The organism is Exiguobacterium sp. s168 (assembly GCF_018619035.1).
GTDB lineage: Bacteria > Bacillota > Bacilli > Exiguobacteriales > Exiguobacteriaceae > Exiguobacterium_A > Exiguobacterium_A acetylicum.
This window is the reverse complement of sequence record NZ_JACSNE010000006.1, coordinates 114,577-136,048: the sequence shown is the minus strand read 5'-3', so window position 1 is coordinate 136,048 and position 21,472 is coordinate 114,577. Positions and strand designations below refer to the sequence as shown.

Genomic DNA, 21,472 nt, shown 5'->3' with positions numbered 1-21,472 from the left:
CTTGGACTTTAAACGCCTTTGTATATTTGACCATAAAAAACACCCCATAAAAGTTGGATTTTTATGTCCAACTTTTATGGGGCAGTTCACTCACGGTAGGGGTGTTTGTTTATGTTCGATGCGCTCAATCAAAATTTGGTCGACGCGTCGTCCGTCTAAATCGACGACTTCAAACCGATACGGTCCAATTTCGACAGTACTCCCACGGGAGGGTACATCACCTAACGTATATAAAATTAAACCAGCAACCGTATGATAGGCGTTCAACTGTTCTCCAGGTAAGTCATCTGTATAACCGAGCGTTCGTTTCAAATCATCGATGTGCAATAATCCATCAGCGAGGAACGACCCATCTTTCCGCATGACGAGTTCCGGTTCTTCCTCGACGCTTGAAATCTCACCGACAAATGCTTCGAGAATATCAAATAAAGTAATCATACCGAGGAACCCCCCGTACTCGTCTAAAACGAAAGCAATTGATACAGTTTCCTTCCGCATCCGTTCGAGTAAAACGGTTGCTTTTAATTGACGGGGAACAATCAGCGGTGACTGAATCAGTCGTTCCAGTTCCTGAACAGGTCGTTCCGTTGATAGCACTTCTTTCGCATCAATGAAACCGACGAAGTGATCCAAGTCACCATGACCAACCGGTAAGTTTCGATGTCGCGCTTGCCGAAGCTCTTGTAAGATCGTGTCGGAGTCATCCGCTAAGTCAATCCATTCGGTAACGGTACGCGGCTCCATCAGTTCGTAAGCGTACAAATCATGAAAATCAAACACACGAGAGACTTGCTCCGCTTCAGACCGGTTGAAGGTTCCCTCTTGCGTACCACGAATCAGTAATTGCCGGACTTCGTCTTCCGTCTCGTCTTCTGTCTGTAGGCGATCCAAACCAATCAAACGGAAGATGGAACTCGTCGACTTACTTAGAACCCAAATGAATGGTCGAAGCACGATTGAGAAAAAACGCATCGGTGGGGCAAGCCACATCGTAACCCGTTCAGGACTGACAAGGGCGATACGCTTAGGAACAAGTTCACCGATGACAAGCGAAATGTAGGTAATGATCGTTACGACGAGAATATAGCCAATTGTACTGGCATAAGGAGCCATCCATTCAAATTGAGCGAGCCAGTTGATGACAGGACCAGATAATGCGGCACCACCAAATGCACCATTGACGATTCCGATCAACGTGATGCCGACTTGTACGGTCGATAACAGATCGGTCGGGCGATCGAGTAACTCTAACGCGACATGGGCTGACTTCTTACCATTATTCGCTGCTTTTTCCAATTTCGGACGTTTTGAGGAAAGCAAAGCGAGTTCGGTCATCGCAAAAATGCCGTTTGCCAGAATCAATAACAAAACAATCATTAAATTTATCAACCACATAAAATCTTCACTCCTTTTTCGATAATAAACTATTCCCCAAAACTGTCTCCCTCATTCCCATTCCGCAAGCTTTCCGGTAAACTAGAAGAGAAGTAATTAAAAGGGGGAATTTGTTTATGGAATACCGTGTAGAACGTGACACGATGGGGGAAATTCGTGTACCAGAAGCGCAGGAATGGGGCGCACAAACACAACGTAGTCTAGAAAACTTTAAGATCGGAACGGAAAAAATGCCGATTGAAGTCATTCGTGCCTTTGCAGTCCTGAAAAAAGGAGCAGCACTTGCGAACCGTGACTTAGGCGTGCTTGAGGCAGAAAAAGCGGGTGTCATCGCTGAAGTATGTGACGAAATCATCGCGGGGAAATTCGATGATGAGTTTCCGCTTGTCGTTTGGCAAACGGGTTCAGGTACACAATCCAATATGAACGTCAACGAAGTGATCGCTCGGGTCGCGACACGCAAGTTAAAAGAACAAGGTAGTGAGACGACAATTCATCCGAATGATGACGTCAACAAATCACAAAGTTCAAATGATACATATCCGACAGCAATGCATTTAGCGGCAAAAACAGTCTTGCTGGAATCACTATTCCCAGCGATTGATGCTCTGCATGCGACACTTGACGAAAAAGCGAACGCGTTTGCGGATATCGTCAAAATTGGACGGACACACTTGCAAGATGCTACACCGATCACACTCGGTCAAGAAATCAGTGGTTGGGTCCGGATGCTTGCACTTTCGAAGCAAATGATCGAACGGACGCTTGATCCGTTAACGGAATTAGCAATCGGCGGTACGGCAGTCGGAACCGGCATCAACGCTCATCCTGAGTTCGGTGATTTGGCTGCGAAAAAGATGAGTGAAGAAACGGGATATGAATTCACAAGCGCGGAAAACAAATTCCATGCCTTAACGAGCCACGATCAACTCGTCTTCACACATGGAGCGGTCAAAGCGCTAGCGATGGACGCGATGAAGATCGCGAACGATGTCCGCTGGCTCGCATCAGGTCCACGAGCAGGAATCGGTGAAATCACGATTCCAGAAAATGAGCCGGGAAGCTCAATCATGCCGGGGAAAGTCAATCCGACTCAAAGTGAAGCGTTGACGATGGTCGCAGCGCAAGTTCTTGGAAACGATGCAACGATTGGTTTTGCTGCAAGTCAAGGGAATTTCGAACTAAACGTCTTTAAACCGGTCATCATGTATAACTTCATTCAATCCGTTCGTTTATTGACAGACGCCTTGCATTCGTTCAATGACCATTGTGCGATCGGAATCGAACCAGAACAGTCCGTCATCGCTGAAAACGTCGAACGTTCGTTGATGCTCGTCACTGCACTCAACCCGCACATCGGATATGAGAATGCGGCGAAAATTGCGAAAGCGGCGCATCAGTCAGGATCCACTCTAAAAGAAGCAGCACTTGCGACAGGTTTATTAACAGAAGAACAATATGATCAATGGATCGTACCAGCAGATATGGTCCGTCCGAACTTAAAAGCGTGAGTTGAAAAAGCGGGGGAATTCCCTCGCTTTCTCTTTATCCGAGGACGGTTCTTCGGATCTATAGAAAGAGAGGGGATTGGATGGAACGGAGTCGAAAACGGGCAGAAAAACAACTGCAACAAACGATTGTCATGGTAGAGACATTACTTCGAATGCCGAACGTACCACGGACAGAATTGCTAGCTTTAGCCAGCTGGCTCGAAGGACTCGGGAGAGAAGAGCTCTTTAAGGGACTCGCTGATCAAGTCAGCCGTGAAAAAGTGACGTGGGAACAAATGGACGCTGTCATTTCGCAGTCAAGCGTCAAAGAATTGCTGCAACCCATCGTCGATCAGTTGTCGGAACGCTCACGCGCCAATCGAATTCGAAAAGAATTGGTGGTCACTGTGACAAGACGTTTTCTTGAAAATATCAAATGGAAGAAATCGCTCGAACAGGAGCGCTATATGTCACGATTCTTCAGTTCGGTGGAAGACACGTTGTCGATATCACATGATATTGCGATGGATGCCGTCATCATCGACCATGCATCTATCGTGGATTCATTAGAGTTGTTTAAAAAACTGATCAAACAAATGGAGTCGGCATTCGTTCCCGTCATCATCGTAGGTCCGAACCGGTCTGAAATTCGTCAAGTCAGCTATGAGATGGGAGCCGATGACTACTGGGATGAAACAGTGCCGAATGAAGAACGGCATGTTCGTCTAGCGAGACTCTTACGAAAATTAAGGGTCGTATCTTCGACGATCTTGGTCGATGAATTGACGGGAGCTTATAATCGGAAATATCTCCAAAATGCTTTTGATCGTCGCGTAGCACGTCTCGAACGTGAACAGCGGACATTTGGGCTAGCGATTTTTGATATCGATCATTTTAAGCGGATCAATGATTTACATGGACATCCAACAGGGGATTTGGTCCTTTCCGAATTAGCTACCGTCGTTCAACAAGCTGCTCGTCTCGACGATGAATTCATTCGTTTTGGTGGTGAGGAATTCATCTTATTGTTTTCAGCAGAAACATTACCGCAAGCAGTTGCGAGTATGAATAAAATTCGCGAGCGCGTCGAGCGCCATATTTTTGCGAACGGATTAAGAGTAACGATTTCGATTGGTCTATCCTTTTCTTTTGATCTCCACACATCCCTGGCGCAAGCAACAGCGGAGGCAGATGAAGCTTTGTATCAAGCGAAACGTAACGGCCGTAATCAAGTGGTGTCCTATTCGACAGCGATATCCATCGAAAAAATACCGGTCTATATCCGTGTCGAGCAAGGATTGCTCAAACAGGTACATACTCTTGATATGCCGGATCATCCGAAATACCATATTGAGGTGATTCCGCTAGACGATCGACGGACGACGCAATTACAATTGGCGATTCTTTCACTTGATCAAGTAGTAAGAGAGAACTTTGTACGATTAGAAGAGTGGAGACAACAACGGGAATCGATCATTGATATTTTGGTCGTGACGGATCAAGAAGACGATCGTTTAGCCAATGCGCTATCATGCGGTGCGACAGACTATATCATGACCTCACAGATCGATTCTGATATGGAGGAATGGATTACTGAATGGATCATGCAAATTCCATAGAAAACCAGCCACATTCGTCCGTTACACGGAGCAATGTGGCTGGTTTTTGGTTACTGATCATATCGACGAATGATGAACGGATAATCGTTTCCCTCGACCGCATCATAATGTATTTCGGAAGTAATCTGAAATGAAGACGGGATTTCGGGATAATGTACATCTCCAGAAAGAACCGCATCAATTTCGGTGACATACAAGCGGCGAGCAAGAGGAAGCGTTTGAGCAAACAACTCTCCACCACCAATTAAAAAGACTTCTTCTTCTGAATCGACGTATGGTTGTAAAGCAGATAGATCATGCCATACCGTTACACCTTCGGCTGCAAACGTCTGATCGCGCGTAATGACGATGTTCTCTCGACCGGGCAACGGTCTTCCGATGGATTCGAACGTCTTTCGTCCCATGATGATCGGTTTGCCAATCGTCGTACGTTTGAAGTGAGCCAAATCAGCTGGAAGATGCCAAGGCATCGCATTGTCACGACCGATGACATGATTTTTTGTATACGCTACGATATGTGTGATCATACGGCTACCACACCTTTAATGTGAGGATCAGGATCATAGCCTTCAATGATGATGTCTTCGAAGCGGAAGTCTTCGATACGATCGACTGTTCGAGCGAAGCGCAGCGTCGGTAATTTTTTAGGGGTACGTGTCAACTGAAGATTGACTTGTTCCACATGGTTCGAATAGATATGAGCGTCACCGAGCGTATGAACGAAGTCTCCGACTTCAAGTCCACACACATGAGCAATCATATGTGTCAGTAACGCATAAGATGCAATATTGAATGGTACGCCTAAGAAAACATCAGCTGAACGTTGATACAATTGGCATGATAGTTTTCCGTCAGCGACATAAAATTGGAACAAGAGATGACAGGGCGGTAAAGCCATCTCATCGACTTGTCCAGGATTCCAAGCACTGACGATCAAACGACGAGAATCCGGATTCGTCTTGATCTGTTCAATGACTTGTGCCAGCTGATCAACCGTCGTGCCATCTGGACGTGGAAAAGAGCGCCATTGTGCTCCGTAAACAGGACCTAGATCTCCGTTCTCATCTGCCCATTCGTTCCAAATCCGCACACCATTTTCCTGTAGATAACGAATATTCGTATCACCCGAGATGAACCAAATCAACTCATGGATGATCGACTTCATATGTAACTTTTTCGTCGTAATGAGAGGAAAGCCATCTTGAAGGGAGAAGCGCATTTGGTGACCAAACACGCTGAGCGTTCCCGTTCCCGTCCGGTCTTCCTTTTTTGTTCCGTGTTCCAAAATGTGTTCGCAAAGTGCATGATATTGTTCCATCGGATGACAGCTCCTTTTCAAAAAATCCAAATTTCATTGTACCATAAATTAAGATTTTGAGGATGTCGGTAAATGTCTTGCGAATAGATAGCGGAATAAACCAAAGAGCGGAATCACGTCTTGCCACTTTAATGACTGTGCATTCCGAAGACGAATGCGCCGGAGCAAATAGACTTGTAGAATGTAGAATAATAACAAATCGACGGTCATCGTTCGAACGAATTGATTGGTCTCAAAGTAGATGCGGAATATACTCCAATCAGACCGAGCAAGAGCAATCCACAGTAATAATGTCGTCACGACGCTAAGTAAGGCGACGACGGTCGGAATCCATCCTCGACGACGAAAAGGAAGAAAAGTTTTCCTAGGAATAGCGAGAGCGACATAAGGCATCAACACGAAGGCACCTAAGAAGAAGGATCCAATACTTGCGACGAGCGGTCCAGGTCGCATGAATCGTTTCTCATCTAGAAATAGTAAAAAGAAAGCGAACGGATAAATACCGAGTAAAGCAAATAAACTTAAAGCAGAAGTATCAAATTGACTTTGGTCGAAACGTAAAAACGAAATCAAGAAACCTTCCGGAAAGACACGATTATTTCCAAATAATAAGATGAAGACAATAGCAATCGTCCAGACAAGGAAGAGCAAATATCGACGATACATTTATCCACACTCCTTTCTCATACCTTTCTTTCCCATCATCTTGGATGTAGTAAACACCTGTATTTCATATTTCATGATATCAAATATGTAGAGGTTCTTGCTTGAGCACCTCTCATGGACATGTTAAGATGACGTTGTGAGAATTGAAAGCGCTTTTACAAATTGATGCAATCGTTTGCTCAATATTGTAGCACGTTACGTACATAAAAGAGGAGAGTGTTGAGGATGGAACGTAAATGGTGGCATGATAGTGTCGTTTATCAAATTTACCCACGTAGTTACAATGATTCAAATGGGGATGGAATCGGTGACTTGAATGGGATCATCGAAAAGTTGAATTATTTGAAGACGCTTGGTATCGACGTCATCTGGCTAAGTCCTGTCTACGATTCACCGAACGACGATAATGGCTATGACATCCGTGATTATGAAGCCATCATGAAGGAATTCGGAACGATGGATGATTTTGATCGTCTTCTAGATGAGGCACATGCACGAGATATCAAAATCGTCATGGACCTCGTCATCAATCATTCGTCAGATGAACATCAGTGGTTCGCGGAATCGCGTCAAAGCAAGGACAATCCGTATCGGGATTATTATATGTGGCGCCCAGCAAATCCAGACGGTTCGCTACCAAACAACTGGGGATCGATTTTCTCTGGACCTGCCTGGGAATATGATGAAACAACGAATGAATACTATCTTCACTTATTCTCGAAGAAACAGCCTGACTTGAACTGGGAAAATGAACAGATGCGTCACGATGTGTACGGGATGATTCGTCGGTGGTTGGATCGAGGGATTGACGGTTTCCGAATGGACGTCATCAACTTGATTTCGAAGACACCGGGACTACCAAATGCGACGGTCCATCCAGGAGCATTGTATGGAGATGGTGGAGAACATTATATCAATGGACCACGTGTTCATGAATTTTTACACGAAATGAATGAAGCCTCTTTCGGTAAATACGATGTCCTGACAGTCGGTGAGATGCCAGGAGCGACGACGGATGATGCCATTCTATATACAGATCCGGCACGTAAAGAGGTCAACATGGTCTTTACGTTCGAACATATGGATCTCGATTCAGGTCCGAATGGGAAGTGGGACGTCATTCCGTTTGATTTACTTAAACTCAAGCAAAATTTCACCAAGTGGCAGACGGCGTTACATGAGACGGGCTGGAACTCGCTCTATTGGAACAACCACGATCAACCCCGTGTCGTCAGTCGATTCGGTAATGACACGACGTACCGCGTCGAGTCAGCTAAGATGCTTGCTACATTGTTGCATTTGTTAAAAGGGACGCCATATATCTATCAAGGCGAGGAAATCGGCATGACGAACGTCGCTTTTGAAGACATCGCGGACTATGAAGATATCGAAATTCGGAACATGTGGAAAGAACGTACGGAACAAGGGGCATCACCGGCTGAACTACTACGTTCTATCCATATCAAAGGACGCGACAATGCGCGGACACCGATGCAGTGGGATGCGTCGGAGAACGCTGGTTTCTCGACGGGAACACCATGGTTGAAGGTCAATCCAAACTATCCGGAAATCAACGTCGAACAGGCGCTTGCAGATGAGCAGTCCATCTTTTATTACTATCAACAGTTGATTCGTCTACGACATGATCATGAACTCGTTGTGTATGGTCGCTATCAACTCTTACTCGAAGATCATCCGGAAGTATATGCCTACTCACGGACGCTTGAAGGGGAGACATGGTATGTCTACTGTTCGTTTGCGGATCATGATGTGAACATTCCGTCTACGCATGATACGTCAGACCGGGTCATCGGAAACTATGATGGGTCCGCTGTTACCGACGAACTCACGCTTCGACCTTACGAAGCCGTCGTCTTCCGTACGTTTGAAGGATGATTCATCTAGGCACAAAACAGAGGGCTGACTCAAAAAAAGAATGACGCGTCTTTTCACGCCCTTTCCTCAGGCGAGACACAAGCCGGTTTTCCTGCTTCATTCAAGCAGGAAAGCGGGTCTTGTTTGTCTTTGAAGCGCATAAATGCGCTTATTCCTGTAAGAGTTGCGTGTGACGCGTCATTTTTTTACGAGAAAAGGGTGGCAGATCATCATTCTGCCACCCTTTCCTTTGTAGAGACTGACTTTTGAGTCAGCTAAATAAATTATCGTTCCAATTGAGCAACTTGTTTAACCTGAGCGATGATCGTATCACGATCAGTCGTTGACGGATTGAGGCGGATGCCATACAGTCTCTCGGGACCCACTGGCTTCTCATGCAATAACTGACCTTCGATGCATAAAGGTTCTTGACCCTCGATCAATGAGAACTCAACAACGATTTTCATTGATTTGTGAAGTGGAAGTTTTAGTTCTGTGCTGATTGCTAGTCCGTTCGGTGAGATATTATGAATTTTCATCAGACCATTGGGAGTACGCTGGTTATTTTTCAATAAATGAAATTCACCTGTTATTGGTTTTTTCAGCGTATATCGAAATGGTTCATTCCGTTTGATTTTCATGTAGGCACCTCCACTCCCATTATCCGACAATTTCGTCAAGTCTTCTAGTTTTTTTTAGGTCATGCAGCAGCGTCTGTCGATTGTTTCGTTGGGTGGATACGTTTTGCTAAATACATGAATGGTGTCGCGAACCAAGCGACGACGAATTTCGCAAGATACGTCGTAATGAAGATTTGCCACCAGATGGAGAAGGGCATATCGTGAAAGGCAATCGCACAAAACGTCAACGTATCAAGCAATTGACTTAATACGGTTGACCCTGTCGTCCGTAACCAAAGCTTACGTTCGCCTGTCTTCTGACGGATCTTTGAATAGATAAAGACATCGAATAGTTGCGAGACGAGATAAGCGGCAAGACTACCAACAGCAATCCATGGTAAGAGTCCAAACAATAAATGCAAGGAATCGGATGTTTCGAGTGCAGCCTTATCAGCAAGTGGTGTATACAAGAGACTGAACTGCATGAGGACGGTCGTCGTGATCAGGGAGAAGAACCCCATATAGACGCCTTTACGAGCGACCTGTTTTCCGTATTTTTCATTGAGGATATCTGTCGCTAGATAACAACTGCCATACACGACGTTTCCTAACGTGAAGACGAAACCAAAAATATGGACGGTTTGTGTAACTTGGATGTTTGCAATGATTGTTGCGATGGCAATCCACATCAACAATCCTGTCTTACCAAATAAATAATAACTGAAAATCAATAATCCCATCGTTAAAAAAATGGAAGGGATCCATAACCATTCGTTCATGAGATGTACTCCTTTCTGTTCATACAGATGAAAATTGTACGCTGAAATTCATCAACTGTCAAAGGTGACGAAGAGATGAGGGGCATTAAAAAAAGACCATGAGCTTCATGGTCTTTCGGACGGTCTTTAGCCCATTCGTTGCAGAGAGTACCGACGACGTCTTCCTTTGACGTAATAGTTCTCTGTCGACGTAAAATCATTCGCTTCCAAAATGCGTTTTGCAAACGAAGCGTGTGGTGATTGTTCAAGGACACGCGCGCGTACTTCGTGACGATCTAGTACCCCAGAATACGTCAATGCTTCGGCAACTGCTTGAGTAGCTAGACCCCGACGCGTATAGGGATCAAACACCATGAAGTCGAGTTGGAAGTAGTGACCCATTTTTAAGAGCAGAACCCGCCCCAGGATCGTATCCGCTTCAACGATATCAAAGTAATAATCTTCAGGATAGCTGTGCTCGACGGAATCAAAAGCTCGCTCTTCTCCAAGCTCATGGTCATACCCTTTGATTTCTTGCGGAGTCAGTCCATATGCTTGCTCGCCATACTTCAAGAAATGATCGTACTCAGCTTGATCGACATGACGTAATGTTCGACGTCTCAATTCCATCACAAAATCCTCCCTCATCCCAATTGATGCTTCGTTTACATTATAGCGATACCCTTCGTGCAATTGCAAAAATTAACTGGAATCGATCCGCAGGAAGAAATCTGAAAAAAGTCATTCTGTAATCATCTTGTGATTGTTTTAATTACCTCGGAATATGGTAAAGTAATGATGTAGACAACTGCATACTGGAAGGGGCTGGAAAACGTGTTCACAGAACGTGACGGAATCAAATTGCGTCTAGAGCAAATCGAACGATTGTATTCGGACTTGAATCGTGAAGCGAAACAATTGACGGAACGCTTACGCCAATTAGATGAACAAGGGGATGAAGTTCAACATGATCTTTCCCTTAATAAAGAAGACCGCGATCATTTGAAGTCAAGCATCGATGAGACGCTACAAGCACTCATGAAGCGGACGACGGTCGATGCAAAAGTCGAACAGGAAAAGCAAGAAGATCTGATTTCGAAAAAAGCATTGATTGAAGACATCGAAGGATTATTGAAGAAAAAGAAATGAGCTAGCTCCGGCTAGCTTATTTTTTTATGGAGGAACACATTATGAAACCAACCATTGGACTGACGACATGTCTTCGTCCGACTGACGACGTACATCATCGTGTGAAGCAGTTGTTAGCGGATGAAACGATACATTTTATCTACGTCGTGCGTCAGAAAAAAAGCATAGAACACTTGCAACAGGAGACAGGGTTACCGGTGCTTGTCGTCGATAAACAGCGGCTTGATTTATATCCACTAGGCGAGACGACATCGTTCTTTTTCCATCCTTCAAGTGCGGTGTTTCGCATCAAACAAATTGATGCAGGTGGAGGAGATCCACTAGTTTCAATCGGACGCTTATCGGAAGGGATGCATGTGTTAGATTGTACGCTTGGACTCGGGGCAGATGCGATCGTCATGAGTCATGCCATCGGAGAGCGGGGGCGGATCATCGGTTTAGAGAGCCGGATTGAGACAGCATTTGTCGTCAAGAACGGATTAAAACGGTGGGAAGAATCCTACGAACCGATCAATCAAGCAATGCGACGAATTGAAGTGAAAGTCAAACACCATCTTGCCTATTTGAAAGAATGTCCGGATCATTCTTTTGATGTCATCTACTTTGACCCCATGTTCGAACAGACCGTCGAAGAATCGACGCACCTCGACGCTTTACGAACGCTTGCGAATTATGAAGCCTTATCCGAAGAAGCGATGATGGAGGCGAAGCGTGTGGCACGTCAGCGCATCGTTTTAAAAGCACATTATGAGAGCCCATTATTTGAACGGTTTGGGTTCGAACGAACAAAGCGGAAGTCGTCGAAGTTGCATTATGGTGTGATTGAACTGTAAGTCAAAAAAGACCTCTGCCGATTTTCCGGCAGAGGTCTTACTCGTTATTCGCTGATTATTGAACAGCGTCTTTTAATTCGTCTTCCATCTCTTCAAACGTTTCCTGAACGGCATTGACCGGTTGTTTCGTCATCAAGCTGACAACGACCGTAAAGATCAAGCTTGTGAAGAATCCAGGTACCATTTCGTAAAGCGTCGTACTAAGTCCGAGTTGAACCCAGATGATGACTGTCAAGGCACCTGAGATGATACCAGCCAGTGCACCTTGTTTCGTCATTCGTTTCCAGTAGAGAGAAAGCAAGATGATTGGACCAAAGGCAGAACCGAATCCAGCCCATGCATAACCGACAAGTGCAAGAATCGTCGCTGATGGATTCCAAGCGAGTACACTTGCGATGATCGCAACGACAAGAACGGCAATTCGACCTGTTAAGACGAGTTCTTTATCTGATGCATCTTTTTTCAAGAACGTCTTATAAAAATCTTCTGTCAATGCACTTGAAGTAACAAGCAATTGTGATGAAATCGTCGACATGATTGCTGCAAGAATCGCAGCCATTAAGAATCCTGTGATATACGGGTGGAATAGTACATCCGAGAAACGAATGAAGACTGTTTCCGGATCACCCAGTCCATTGCCTTGTCCTTCGAAATAGGCAATCCCGACAAGACCAGTCATCATCGCACCGATGATTGAGACGAACATCCAACCGATCCCGATACGACGGGCGCTTTTTAAATCCTTGACTGAGCGAATCGCCATGAAACGGACGATGATGTGTGGTTGACCGAAGTAACCAAGTCCCCAGGCAAGGAATCCGATGATTCCAAGAACTGTTGTTCCTTTAAGTGGATCAAACAACGAAGGGTCTAATTTTTCAGCGTAGTTGTATGCACCATCGACTCCGCCGACGTCTGTCAATGCGACGACAGGAACAAGCACGAGTGCGATGAACATGATACAGCCCTGGACGAAGTCGGTCCAACTAACTGCGAGAAAACCGCCAAATAACGTGTAGGCGATTACGACCGCAATCGTCAAGAGCATACCATAGTGGTAATCAAATCCGAATGAGCTGACAAATAATTTTCCACCTGAGACGATTCCAGCTGATGTGTAGAACGTGAAGAAGATGATGATGACGAGTGCTGATACAGTACGAAGCACACGTGATTTGTCTTCAAAACGATTCTCTAAGAAATCAGGGATCGTAATCGAGTCGTTCGCCATTTCCGTATAAAGTCGAAAACGTGGTGCGAGTACTAAATAGTTTACGTAACATCCAATCAATAATCCGAGTGCGAGCCAGAGTGCTGAAACACCTGTCGCGTACATGGCGCCGGGAAGTCCCATGAGCATCCATCCACTCATATCAGATGCACCAGCAGAGAGTGCTGTGACACCTGGACCGAGATCGCGTCCGCCTAACATATAATCTTCTGTATTCGTCGTTCGCTTGTAGGCAAAATAACCGATTGCCAACATGAGAACAAGATACAGGATGATTGAAATCCATTCTTGCGTCATAAAGTTAAATCCTCCAAATGCAATAGTTTTTTTCAGCGATCAAGCATGTATTGACTCATTCGCCAAATGATATGTTCCCCACCTTACAGGGGATAAAACGACTTTGCAAGTCACGTCAAATTCATGAAAAGTACCGCTACGCCTAGTGCCTTAAGGGATTGGGACGGTTTTAGTCCCTGTTGAAGTTCTACTAGTTCGAATGTTCAGAATAATTAAATGAAAAATAAATGACCCTAATAAATTAGGATCATTCGTATCATGTTAATTGGTCCAAAACTGTTGGTATGCGGAGCTTAAACGGTCTAATGCCTGATCTAATTGTACACGAGGACACCCGATATTTAACCGTTCAAATGTTTCTCCGCCAGATCCGAACGAAGAACCATGTGTTAGAGCGATTTTTGCTTCCTTGACGAGCCAATCTGCTCGTATTTTACTATCTAGTTTGAGTGCTTTGAAGTCGATCCACAACAGGAAAGTTGATTCTGGAATGACAACGTCTAATTTTGGCATCTCTTGGCGAATCCGACGAATAGCATGGTCACGATTTCCTTCTAAATACACAAGTAATTGTGAAAGCCATTGCTCACTCGCAACATCACCATACGCTGCTGTAATAGCAGTTGAAGCTAATGCATTCGGGTGAACGAAATGACGCTGCTGGATACGCTCGATCTGTTGACGAATCGAGATGTCAGGTACGATCAGATAAGACGCATAGAGACCCGGAATATTGAACGTTTTGGATGGTGCACTTACTAAAATGAGTTTTTCATAATCCAATCCAAGAATAGGCGTGTGCACGGAACCTGTATAGACGAGGTCCGCATGAATCTCATCGGATACAACATAAACATCATGTTGCTTCGCGAGTTCGACGATTTGTTGTAATTCTTCTCTCGGATAGACTTTACCGCTTGGATTATGCGGGCTACAGAGAATCATCATACGTGCTGTTCGCATTTGTCGTTCGAGAAGTGGAAAGTCGGTCTGGTACGTCTCACTGTCTAAAAGAAGCGGACTTTCAATGAGTTGTCGTTGATTAGACTGAATGATTTGATGAAATGGAGGATAGACCGGTGTTTGGATGATGATTTCATCACTTGGTTCAGTCAATGCTAGGACAGTATGCGCAAGTCCAGGAACGACACCGCTTGAATAAAGAATGGAATCAGTAGTGATTGATACGTCATACCGCTTTTGAAACCAATGCTGAATCGCTCGTTTTGCTTCGTCTTCAAACATCGAGTAACCGAAATGACCTGTAGCAGCACGTCTTGTCAATCGTTCTGTCAAATGGTGTGGTGGACGGACGTCCATGTCGGCAACCCACATCGGAATCAGCTCATCTGATCCATACAGCGAAGGGAGCCCGTCCCACTTGACGGATCCTGTATTTCGTTTCTCGATCGTTTCATCGAAATTGATTTGTTCCATCAGACTTCACTCCTGTTCTTTAATAATTGAATGACTCCATTTCACCATAGCGGATAGGGAGAGAGTGGGGCAAGTCGAAAAAATAAAGGTTTAATATTTATACGATCAGGCAATTACTAAACTCGAACCTACCATAACGGAACGGAGTGATGATCATGTTGCATTCTAAAGTAGTCGTCGGGCGATCGCCTGAAGAATTAGAGGAAAGACTAAATGACTTTTTTGAAAATAATGGGGTCGGATCGAACGCCATCATTACATTAAAATTTTCAACATTCGTTGCGTCTAAAGCGGATGAACATTATTCAGTTTTAGTCGTTTATGATAACTCGCTAACGAAAACTACATTGTAAATTAGTGACAAGAAGTTGAGCTGAAAAAGCATCGACTTCTTGTTTTGTCTTTTTCTATAAGTTATACTAGAATCAGGTTTTGCAAGCTTCCGTAGGTTAATGGCAGACCTCAGCAATGGTAATGCTGCAGTGCGAGTTCGATTCTCGCCGGAAGCATAGACACGTCTTCCGTCTCAAGTGATATATACTTGAAACGGAAGACTTTTTTCATGAGTTCGATATTTTTGATTTGAGGAGTGACTTACATGCATCCAGTCATTCAATCTGTTGGTGATAAGATCAAGCAAGAACGAAAAAAACAAGGAATGACACAAAAAGCACTTTGTGAAGGAATTTGTAGTCAGGCTGAAATCAGTAAAATCGAAAATGGTCGAAATTCCCCGACGATTGATTTGTTGCAGCAGATTTGTCGAAGACTACGCATCCCGATTTCATTGTTTTTTGAAGATGAAATCCTCTCACAAAAATTAAATGAAATTGACCAAAGAATGCTGCGCCATATGAGAGAGAAAACTTACTCATCTATGGAGAAGGATTTAGAAGAATATGCGAAATCAAATACTGAATTTGAAATTCAAGTGTTAATTCGATATCATCAAAAGCTATTATTACATGAGAAAGGAAACATCGATTTTAGAACATGTATTTCTGCGTTACTAAAATTAGTCATTGAAGAAAGTTTAGTTGAAAAGTCATTTCTTCTCTACACTAGAATTCAGATGGCAATCGCTGTTCTATATACGAATCATGGGGATTACATGCATTCTCATCAAATTTACGAAGCGTTATTAAAACTACTTTACCGTACACGCGAGTATAAAAAAATTAAAATGAAAATCATATATAATTACTTACGTAACTTATATCGGTTAAAGCGATTCGAGGAAGGGTTAAAAGAAGTTGAACACGCTATAAAAGAAACCAAAGAGCTAGAAGATTTAACATACATTGGTCACTTTTATTATCAAAAGGGCTTCTTTTTAGAAGCGTTAAACGCTTCCGAGAAAAGTATTAAAGAAGCGTATACAATTGCTTACTCATTTTTCACCGCGACGAATAATCACGCATACCGAAAAATTCTTGAAACACATTTATCAGATCTATTGCTATTTCCTGTAGATGAAAGTGAGTGAGGAATGATAAAGATGGATGATTTAACTTCATCAATCGGTGCAAAAATCAGACAATTACGTATCGAAAAGCAAATGACCCAAAAAGAACTATGTGCTGATTTATGTAGTCAGGCTGAAATCAGTAAAATCGAGAACGGCTTAAATTCACCAACCGTAGAATTATTACAAAAAATTGCCGCTCGTTTAAATAGTCCGATTGCACTTTTATTCGAGAATCCTCAAGCTAATGAAGAAATAGATTTTTTTGATAAATTTATTTCAGATCAACTTCGAGAAGAGAATTTTGATCAAATCATACAATTCATTTCAAAGTATGATTACAAAGAGAATATGAATTTAATCATATTAAGTGCTTACTTTCAGATCATCGTGGATATGAAACAAAATCGGTTTGATTTTAGAACAGCCACGTCCTTATTAAGTAATCTTTTAAATGAGTATGATGTTTGGAACGAATCCATTTCTTTATTCATTCGGATTAAAACGGCAATTGCCAATATATATGCTGAACATGAGTTATATCATTTAACTACAGGTACTTATTCCGACATTGAAACGCTATTAGAACGACTCAATAGTTCCTTATATATTACTTCTTTGATAAAAATCTATTTTAATCATGCTCAAATTCTTTTGTATCAAGATTTATTTGAAGAAGCGAATGTGTTTATTCAAAAAGGAATTAATTTATGCTTAGAATCTCAACAGACTTTCCTGTTAGGGCATTTTTATTTTCAATTAGGAAATTATCAAGAAGCTGTCGGTAACGCTTTATTTCAAAAGACATATACGATAGCTTATACATTGCTACACGCATTTGAATTCGAAACGACGAAACAATTAGTCGTTGACCTAAAGAAAGAACATTTATTATTTACTTTTGAGTCTACCGTTAAACACGAAGCATGATTCAAAATACAGTGAGACGTTTTAAGATATTTGGAGGATTTGATAGAATGGTTAAAGCTAATCCAATTGGAGAAAACTTAAAACGATTTCGTGTTCAAAAGGGGTATTCTCAAAAAGAACTATGTGCTGATTTATGTAGTCAGGCTGAAATCAGTAAAATCGAGAACGGCTTAAATTCACCGACTGTTGATTTATTACAACAACTTGCTGTAAGGTTGCAAGTTCCCATCTCTTTGTTGTTTCAAGAACATACCGATGAGGAAAAGTTCTTTCAACTAGATCGATTCTTATCCGATTTGCTTCGAGAAGAGAAGTACAAAGAGGCGTTAGAGCGAATTCACCAGCAAGAAAAGGATAGCATTGTCGAAATCGACATTTTAAAAAGCTACATCAAGACGATCATTGAATTAAAGCAAAATCGAATCGATTTTCGGGCAGCGGCAAGCCTACTCAGCAACTTGTTGATTGAAAAAGAAGTCTGGTCTCGGTCCATTCAATTGTACATTCGAATCAAAATGGCAATTGCGAATGTGTATTCAGAGCAGGACTTATTTCATTTAACGGAATCCGTGTATCAGGAATTAGAAAATGAAATCGAAGTTCTTCAGTCCAATACCCATCTAAATGCGCTATTGAAAATTTACTTCAATCATTGTCAGATCCTTGAGTACCAAGGGAAGTCTGAGGAAAGTATCGTCATCGCAAAAAAAGGATATGAGTTATGCTTGATGCATAATCATACATTTCTCTTCGGTCATTTTTATTATCAACTCGCTCACTATGATGAATACTTAGGTGAGGATGAGAAGTCACTCCAAAAACAATATTCAGTCGCCTATGCACTATTTCATGCATTTGAGCACGACGTTCGAAAGAAAATGATTCTTCGCATGAAGGAGTCGTATATGTTGTTCACTTTTGAGAATTAATAAAAAGGATACGTGACCTTCTTGGTAAACAAGAAGGTTTTTTCATGAAAAGTGCAACTCGTTTATTTCAAAGAGGTGATTAGATGAAGGACGAACATCCAATTGGTAAGAAACTAAAATTTTTCCGACAATTGAAGGGGTTATCGCAAAAAGATCTGAGTGCAGGGATTTGTAGTCAAGCTGAAATTAGTAAAATCGAGAACGGAAAGACGATGCCGACTGTGGAATTATTACAACAAATCGCAACAGTACTTCGTGTTCCTATATCAGAATTATTAAAGAGCGATTCTGAACATCAATTGGAGCAGGTAAATATCCTTGATCAAAAACTCAGTACCTTACTACGCGAGAATGCTTTTAATGAATGTTTTCATGAAATGAAAAAAATCTCAGTAAATGAATCTTCTGATGAAATAAGACGATTAATGACCTACTATGAAATTGTGATTGCATATCGAAAAAAACAAGTTGATTATCGAACGACCTCCGTTTTATTTACGCGATGGATGGACCAAGAGGATTTAAGGGTGAAAGATCCGGTGCTTTACTTTCGAATCAAGATGGCATTATCCATTTTATATGCGGAATGCGGACAGTACCAACAAGCAGAAAAAATATATGATGAAGTATTACGCATTACTACAGAAATCAGCGGTCTAAAGAGTGAACGACTAAAGATTCTTTATAACTATGCAAAATTATTATATAAAATGGGTCAGCCTCAAAAGGGTCTTCGTATCATCGAGGAAGGCATACAGCTCAGTCGACAATTGAAACAGACTTCCTACTTAGCACATTTGTATTATCAACGTGGTGAGTTTCATGAACGGATGGATACGGACGTCACGCAGATGAAATATGATTATACGATGGCGTATGAATTATTCTCTGCTTTTCAGATGAAACAATACGCTACCATCGTTCTAAAGACGAAAGGTTCTTATTTACAATCTGTACTGGACTAAGATCATGACTAAAAAATACAAGAAAGGAGGAGGAAGATTGCGTATCGAGTCATTTGGTAAACAGATAAAACAACTACGAATCGAGAAAAATTTAACACAAAAAGAATTAGCAAAGGGTGTATGTAGTCAAGCGGAATTAAGTAAGATTGAAAATGGAAAAATAATTCCAACGATCGATCTTGTTCAACGTTTGTCTCAAAAATTACATATTTCAATGGATCAAATCTTTATCGATTCAAATGAAGTAAAGCTATTTCAGGACTATGACGTACAACTGTCGGACTTTTCTAGGCAACGTCGTTATGATGAAATGCTAGAATTTATGAAACGTTTACCGACTAGTCTTCCTTCTTCCGTTCAATTATTGATTCAATATTTTGACTGGGTCGTTCGCGAAGGTAAAAAAGATATCGATTATCGGACATGTATCTCCCAATTGCTTCGCTTATCGGATGAACACCAAATGGAAATAGAGTATCCTGTTCTTTATTTACGTATTCGAATGTCAGTCGCGAACTATTATTATTTGAACGGTCAATATCCATATGCACGAAAAATCTACGAAGATTTATTAACGTATGAGTATTCGACATACGCACTCAAAAAATTACAGTGTAAAATCATATATAATCATGCGCAACAGTTGTATTTTCAAAATGACTTCAAAACAGGACTACAGGTTACTGAACAAGGAATTTGTTTATCCATCGAACGAAAAGATACAGCGATGTTAGGACATTTCTTTTATCAAAGAGGATGTTTCTATGAAGAATTGAATTATCGAAAGTGTGATATTCATGATGCGTTTACTCTTGCCTATTCCCTTTTTACTGCCTTTGGCAATGATAATCATGCCGCGTTAGTCTTAAAAGGAAAAAAACAATTTCTCCACTTTCAAATGTGAGGACGGAAGTGAAAGAAAGGACGATATAATGGATCACTTACCCGTCTCGATTGGTTATGAAATCAAGCGAATTCGAAAAGAAAAAAAGATTACACAAAGCAGAATTGTGTGAAGGCATTTGTAGCCAAGCTGAAATCAGTAAAATCGAAAATGGTAAAAATTCACCCACCATCGATTTGCTCCAACAAGTCGCAAAACGATTAAAAGTACCATTGTCGATGTTGTTTCAGGATCATTTACGAAGCGATGTTTTTCAATCGTATGACGAGCAATTAGCAGAACTATTGCGTACTAATCAATACGTTGATGCTTTAGAGATGATCGAACATGTTCTTTCAACGGTAGATTTTGAGGAAGTTCGTGATTTGGCAGCATATTATCAAGTCATCGTTCAGGAAAAAAGTGGTCAACTTCACTACTTAAAAGCCATTCAATTGCTCGAACGATTACTCAATAAAGAACACCTTTGGTTTGAATCAGCTATTCTGTATATAAGAATTCAGATGGCGATAGCGAATTTGTATGTTGAACACGGTGACTTCGATTTAGCGGAGGGTATCTTCCAGGCATTGATTCAATCGAATTATCCATCCATCGAATTGAAAAAGGTTCGAATCAAGATTTTATATAACTATGGACAACAACTTTCTAGGCAAAAAAAATACCTTGCCGGTCTAAAAATCACCGAACAAGGTATTCAAGAGAGTCTTCAAATAGAAGATGGTCATTTCTTAGGTCACTTTTATTATCAGCGAGGATATTTCACTCAACAACTGAATGGCGATCTTTCAGCTATCCAACGCGATTTTACGATGGCCTATTCCATTTTTCGAGTATTTGATATGCCAATTCATGAAAAACTGCTTCTGGAAGAACATGCAGAGTACGTTCTCTTCCCAACTTAGAACGAACGACCGAATTGTCGGCATTCTTGAAGTGCTTGTTCGATTAATTCAGAGGCACGTTCCGGATATTGCTGATGTCCCTCGAGAATGACAGTCGATACATCCTCAATGCCGAAAAATGCCAATAGATCGAGCATGTAGCGAACAGCGTGTTCACTCGGTGCTTTCTCTTTCGTCGAGTAATCACCACCGCGTGAATGAATCAACAGGACTTGTTTGTCTTCAACAAGTCCAATCGAACCTTCGGCCGTATAACGAAATGTTTGACCAGCTTGAGCAAGGTAATCCATATAATTGTGCAGCGGTGCCGGAACCGTCAAGTTCCACATCGGAAATGAGAAGACGACCTTATCGGCATCTAAGAAACCGTTTAAATACTCCTGAAGTCGCTGTGCATGTGTCGCATCCTCTCCAGTTAATTCCTCGCCTTTAAAGAGGCGACCTGCCGCGCTCGCCAGTTTCAAATCGAAGAAGGGAAGACGTTCTTCAAATAAATTTAAAACCGTAACTGTATCATCCGGATGTGTTTCACGATACGCGTTCAAAAAGGCATCGTTCAATTCAGAGCTAATGCCTTTTTTTTGATGTGTGCTATCGTTCGCTTCGATGAATAGTAAATGTGACATAATCATTACTCCTTTCTATACCTCTCTATTCCCATTCTACTTAAAATCATGACTTCCCAA

General features: G+C 42.1%; 21 protein-coding genes and 1 tRNA gene. 12 read left to right on the top strand and 10 right to left on the bottom strand.

Going from position 1 to position 21,472, the window contains the following annotated elements:
• Positions 1-90 precede the first annotated feature (90 nt).
• Positions 91-1,395, bottom strand: coding sequence for a hemolysin family protein (locus KNQ15_RS06090; RefSeq protein WP_214728331.1), 1,305 nt, complete (start codon positions 1,393-1,395; stop codon positions 91-93).
• Between the two features lie 116 nt (positions 1,396-1,511).
• On the opposite strand from KNQ15_RS06090, the gene fumC reads away from it, so the two are divergent.
• Together fumC and KNQ15_RS06080 are read left to right on the top strand one after the other, a co-directional pair.
• Positions 1,512-2,906: a class II fumarate hydratase gene (gene fumC, locus KNQ15_RS06085; RefSeq protein WP_029341963.1), complete on the top strand. Its 1,395-nt coding sequence runs from the start codon at positions 1,512-1,514 to the stop codon at positions 2,904-2,906.
• Positions 2,907-2,986: 80 nt separating this feature from the next.
• Positions 2,987-4,504, top strand: coding sequence for a GGDEF domain-containing response regulator (locus tag KNQ15_RS06080; protein ID WP_047395518.1), 1,518 nt, complete (start codon positions 2,987-2,989; stop codon positions 4,502-4,504).
• Between the two features lie 50 nt (positions 4,505-4,554).
• Here the strand turns inward: KNQ15_RS06080 and KNQ15_RS06075 are convergent, their stop codons facing one another.
• Genes KNQ15_RS06075 through KNQ15_RS06065 form a run of 3 tightly spaced genes read right to left on the bottom strand, consistent with a single transcriptional unit; the run spans position 4,555 to position 6,488 of the window.
• On the bottom strand, positions 4,555-5,031 hold the full coding sequence (locus KNQ15_RS06075; RefSeq protein WP_029341961.1) for a dihydrofolate reductase: 477 nt from the start codon (positions 5,029-5,031) through the stop codon (positions 4,555-4,557).
• Positions 5,028-5,822 carry a thymidylate synthase gene (locus KNQ15_RS06070; protein ID WP_029341960.1) on the bottom strand — a complete coding sequence of 265 codons (795 nt, stop codon included), beginning with the start codon at positions 5,820-5,822 and terminating at the stop codon, positions 5,028-5,030. Before KNQ15_RS06070 ends, KNQ15_RS06075 begins: the two co-directional genes overlap by 4 nt.
• 48 nt (positions 5,823-5,870) lie before the next feature.
• A complete protein-coding gene (locus KNQ15_RS06065) occupies positions 5,871-6,488 on the bottom strand; it encodes a hypothetical protein (RefSeq protein WP_029341959.1) in 618 nt (205 codons plus the stop codon).
• A gap of 225 nt (positions 6,489-6,713) precedes the next feature.
• On the opposite strand from KNQ15_RS06065, the gene KNQ15_RS06060 reads away from it, so the two are divergent.
• Positions 6,714-8,384 (top strand): glycoside hydrolase family 13 protein, encoded by a 1,671-nt coding sequence (locus KNQ15_RS06060; protein WP_214728329.1) that lies wholly within the window; start codon positions 6,714-6,716, stop codon positions 8,382-8,384.
• Between the two features lie 263 nt (positions 8,385-8,647).
• Here KNQ15_RS06060 and KNQ15_RS06055 read toward each other — a convergent pair whose 3' ends face one another.
• The 3 genes from KNQ15_RS06055 to KNQ15_RS06045 all read right to left on the bottom strand — a co-directional run bounded on the left by KNQ15_RS06055 (position 8,648) and on the right by KNQ15_RS06045 (position 10,371).
• Positions 8,648-9,004 (bottom strand): PilZ domain-containing protein, encoded by a 357-nt coding sequence (locus KNQ15_RS06055; protein ID WP_029341957.1) that lies wholly within the window; start codon positions 9,002-9,004, stop codon positions 8,648-8,650.
• 59 nt (positions 9,005-9,063) lie between these two features.
• The gene (locus KNQ15_RS06050) at positions 9,064-9,762 is read right to left on the bottom strand and encodes a queuosine precursor transporter (RefSeq protein WP_214728327.1); all 699 of its coding nucleotides are present in this window, start codon (positions 9,760-9,762) and stop codon (positions 9,064-9,066) included.
• Positions 9,763-9,888: 126 nt separating this feature from the next.
• Positions 9,889-10,371 carry a GNAT family N-acetyltransferase gene (locus KNQ15_RS06045; protein ID WP_047395528.1) on the bottom strand — a complete coding sequence of 161 codons (483 nt, stop codon included), beginning with the start codon at positions 10,369-10,371 and terminating at the stop codon, positions 9,889-9,891.
• Between the two features lie 204 nt (positions 10,372-10,575).
• On the opposite strand from KNQ15_RS06045, the gene KNQ15_RS06040 reads away from it, so the two are divergent.
• Together KNQ15_RS06040 and KNQ15_RS06035 are read left to right on the top strand one after the other, a co-directional pair.
• Positions 10,576-10,890 carry a hypothetical protein gene (locus KNQ15_RS06040; protein ID WP_023468579.1) on the top strand — a complete coding sequence of 105 codons (315 nt, stop codon included), beginning with the start codon at positions 10,576-10,578 and terminating at the stop codon, positions 10,888-10,890.
• A 41-nt stretch (positions 10,891-10,931) separates the two neighbouring features.
• Positions 10,932-11,723 carry a class I SAM-dependent methyltransferase gene (locus KNQ15_RS06035; protein ID WP_231925629.1) on the top strand — a complete coding sequence of 264 codons (792 nt, stop codon included), beginning with the start codon at positions 10,932-10,934 and terminating at the stop codon, positions 11,721-11,723.
• A gap of 55 nt (positions 11,724-11,778) precedes the next feature.
• On the opposite strand, the gene putP is transcribed toward KNQ15_RS06035, so the two are convergent.
• Complete coding sequence (gene putP / locus KNQ15_RS06030) at positions 11,779-13,251, bottom strand: sodium/proline symporter PutP (protein ID WP_214728325.1); 1,473 nt, start codon at positions 13,249-13,251, stop codon at positions 11,779-11,781.
• Positions 13,252-13,512: 261 nt separating this feature from the next.
• On the bottom strand, positions 13,513-14,688 hold the full coding sequence (locus KNQ15_RS06025; protein WP_133207466.1) for a MalY/PatB family protein: 1,176 nt from the start codon (positions 14,686-14,688) through the stop codon (positions 13,513-13,515).
• Between the two features lie 438 nt (positions 14,689-15,126).
• Between KNQ15_RS06025 and KNQ15_RS06020 the strand changes: the two genes are divergently transcribed.
• The 7 genes from KNQ15_RS06020 to KNQ15_RS05990 all read left to right on the top strand — a co-directional run bounded on the left by KNQ15_RS06020 (position 15,127) and on the right by KNQ15_RS05990 (position 20,786).
• A tRNA-Thr gene (locus KNQ15_RS06020) sits at positions 15,127-15,197 on the top strand.
• 89 nt (positions 15,198-15,286) lie between these two features.
• Positions 15,287-16,174 carry a helix-turn-helix domain-containing protein gene (locus KNQ15_RS06015; RefSeq protein WP_214728323.1) on the top strand — a complete coding sequence of 296 codons (888 nt, stop codon included), beginning with the start codon at positions 15,287-15,289 and terminating at the stop codon, positions 16,172-16,174.
• Positions 16,175-16,186: 12 nt separating this feature from the next.
• Positions 16,187-17,083, top strand: a complete 897-nt coding sequence (locus tag KNQ15_RS06010; RefSeq protein ID WP_214728321.1) for a helix-turn-helix domain-containing protein — start codon at positions 16,187-16,189, stop codon at positions 17,081-17,083.
• A 47-nt stretch (positions 17,084-17,130) separates the two neighbouring features.
• Complete coding sequence (locus KNQ15_RS06005) at positions 17,131-18,012, top strand: helix-turn-helix domain-containing protein (RefSeq protein WP_214728319.1); 882 nt, start codon at positions 17,131-17,133, stop codon at positions 18,010-18,012.
• A gap of 83 nt (positions 18,013-18,095) precedes the next feature.
• Positions 18,096-18,977, top strand: coding sequence for a helix-turn-helix domain-containing protein (locus KNQ15_RS06000; protein ID WP_214728317.1), 882 nt, complete (start codon positions 18,096-18,098; stop codon positions 18,975-18,977).
• 37 nt (positions 18,978-19,014) lie between these two features.
• On the top strand, positions 19,015-19,881 hold the full coding sequence (locus KNQ15_RS05995; protein WP_214728315.1) for a helix-turn-helix domain-containing protein: 867 nt from the start codon (positions 19,015-19,017) through the stop codon (positions 19,879-19,881).
• A 56-nt stretch (positions 19,882-19,937) separates the two neighbouring features.
• Positions 19,938-20,786 (top strand): helix-turn-helix domain-containing protein, encoded by an 849-nt coding sequence (locus KNQ15_RS05990; protein WP_214728313.1) that lies wholly within the window; start codon positions 19,938-19,940, stop codon positions 20,784-20,786.
• Here KNQ15_RS05990 and KNQ15_RS05985 read toward each other — a convergent pair.
• The gene (locus KNQ15_RS05985; RefSeq protein WP_050678294.1) at positions 20,783-21,412 is read right to left on the bottom strand and encodes an FMN-dependent NADH-azoreductase; all 630 of its coding nucleotides are present in this window, start codon (positions 21,410-21,412) and stop codon (positions 20,783-20,785) included. The two genes, KNQ15_RS05990 and KNQ15_RS05985, sit on opposite strands and share 4 nt — an antisense overlap.
• Positions 21,413-21,472: the final 60 nt, after the last annotated feature.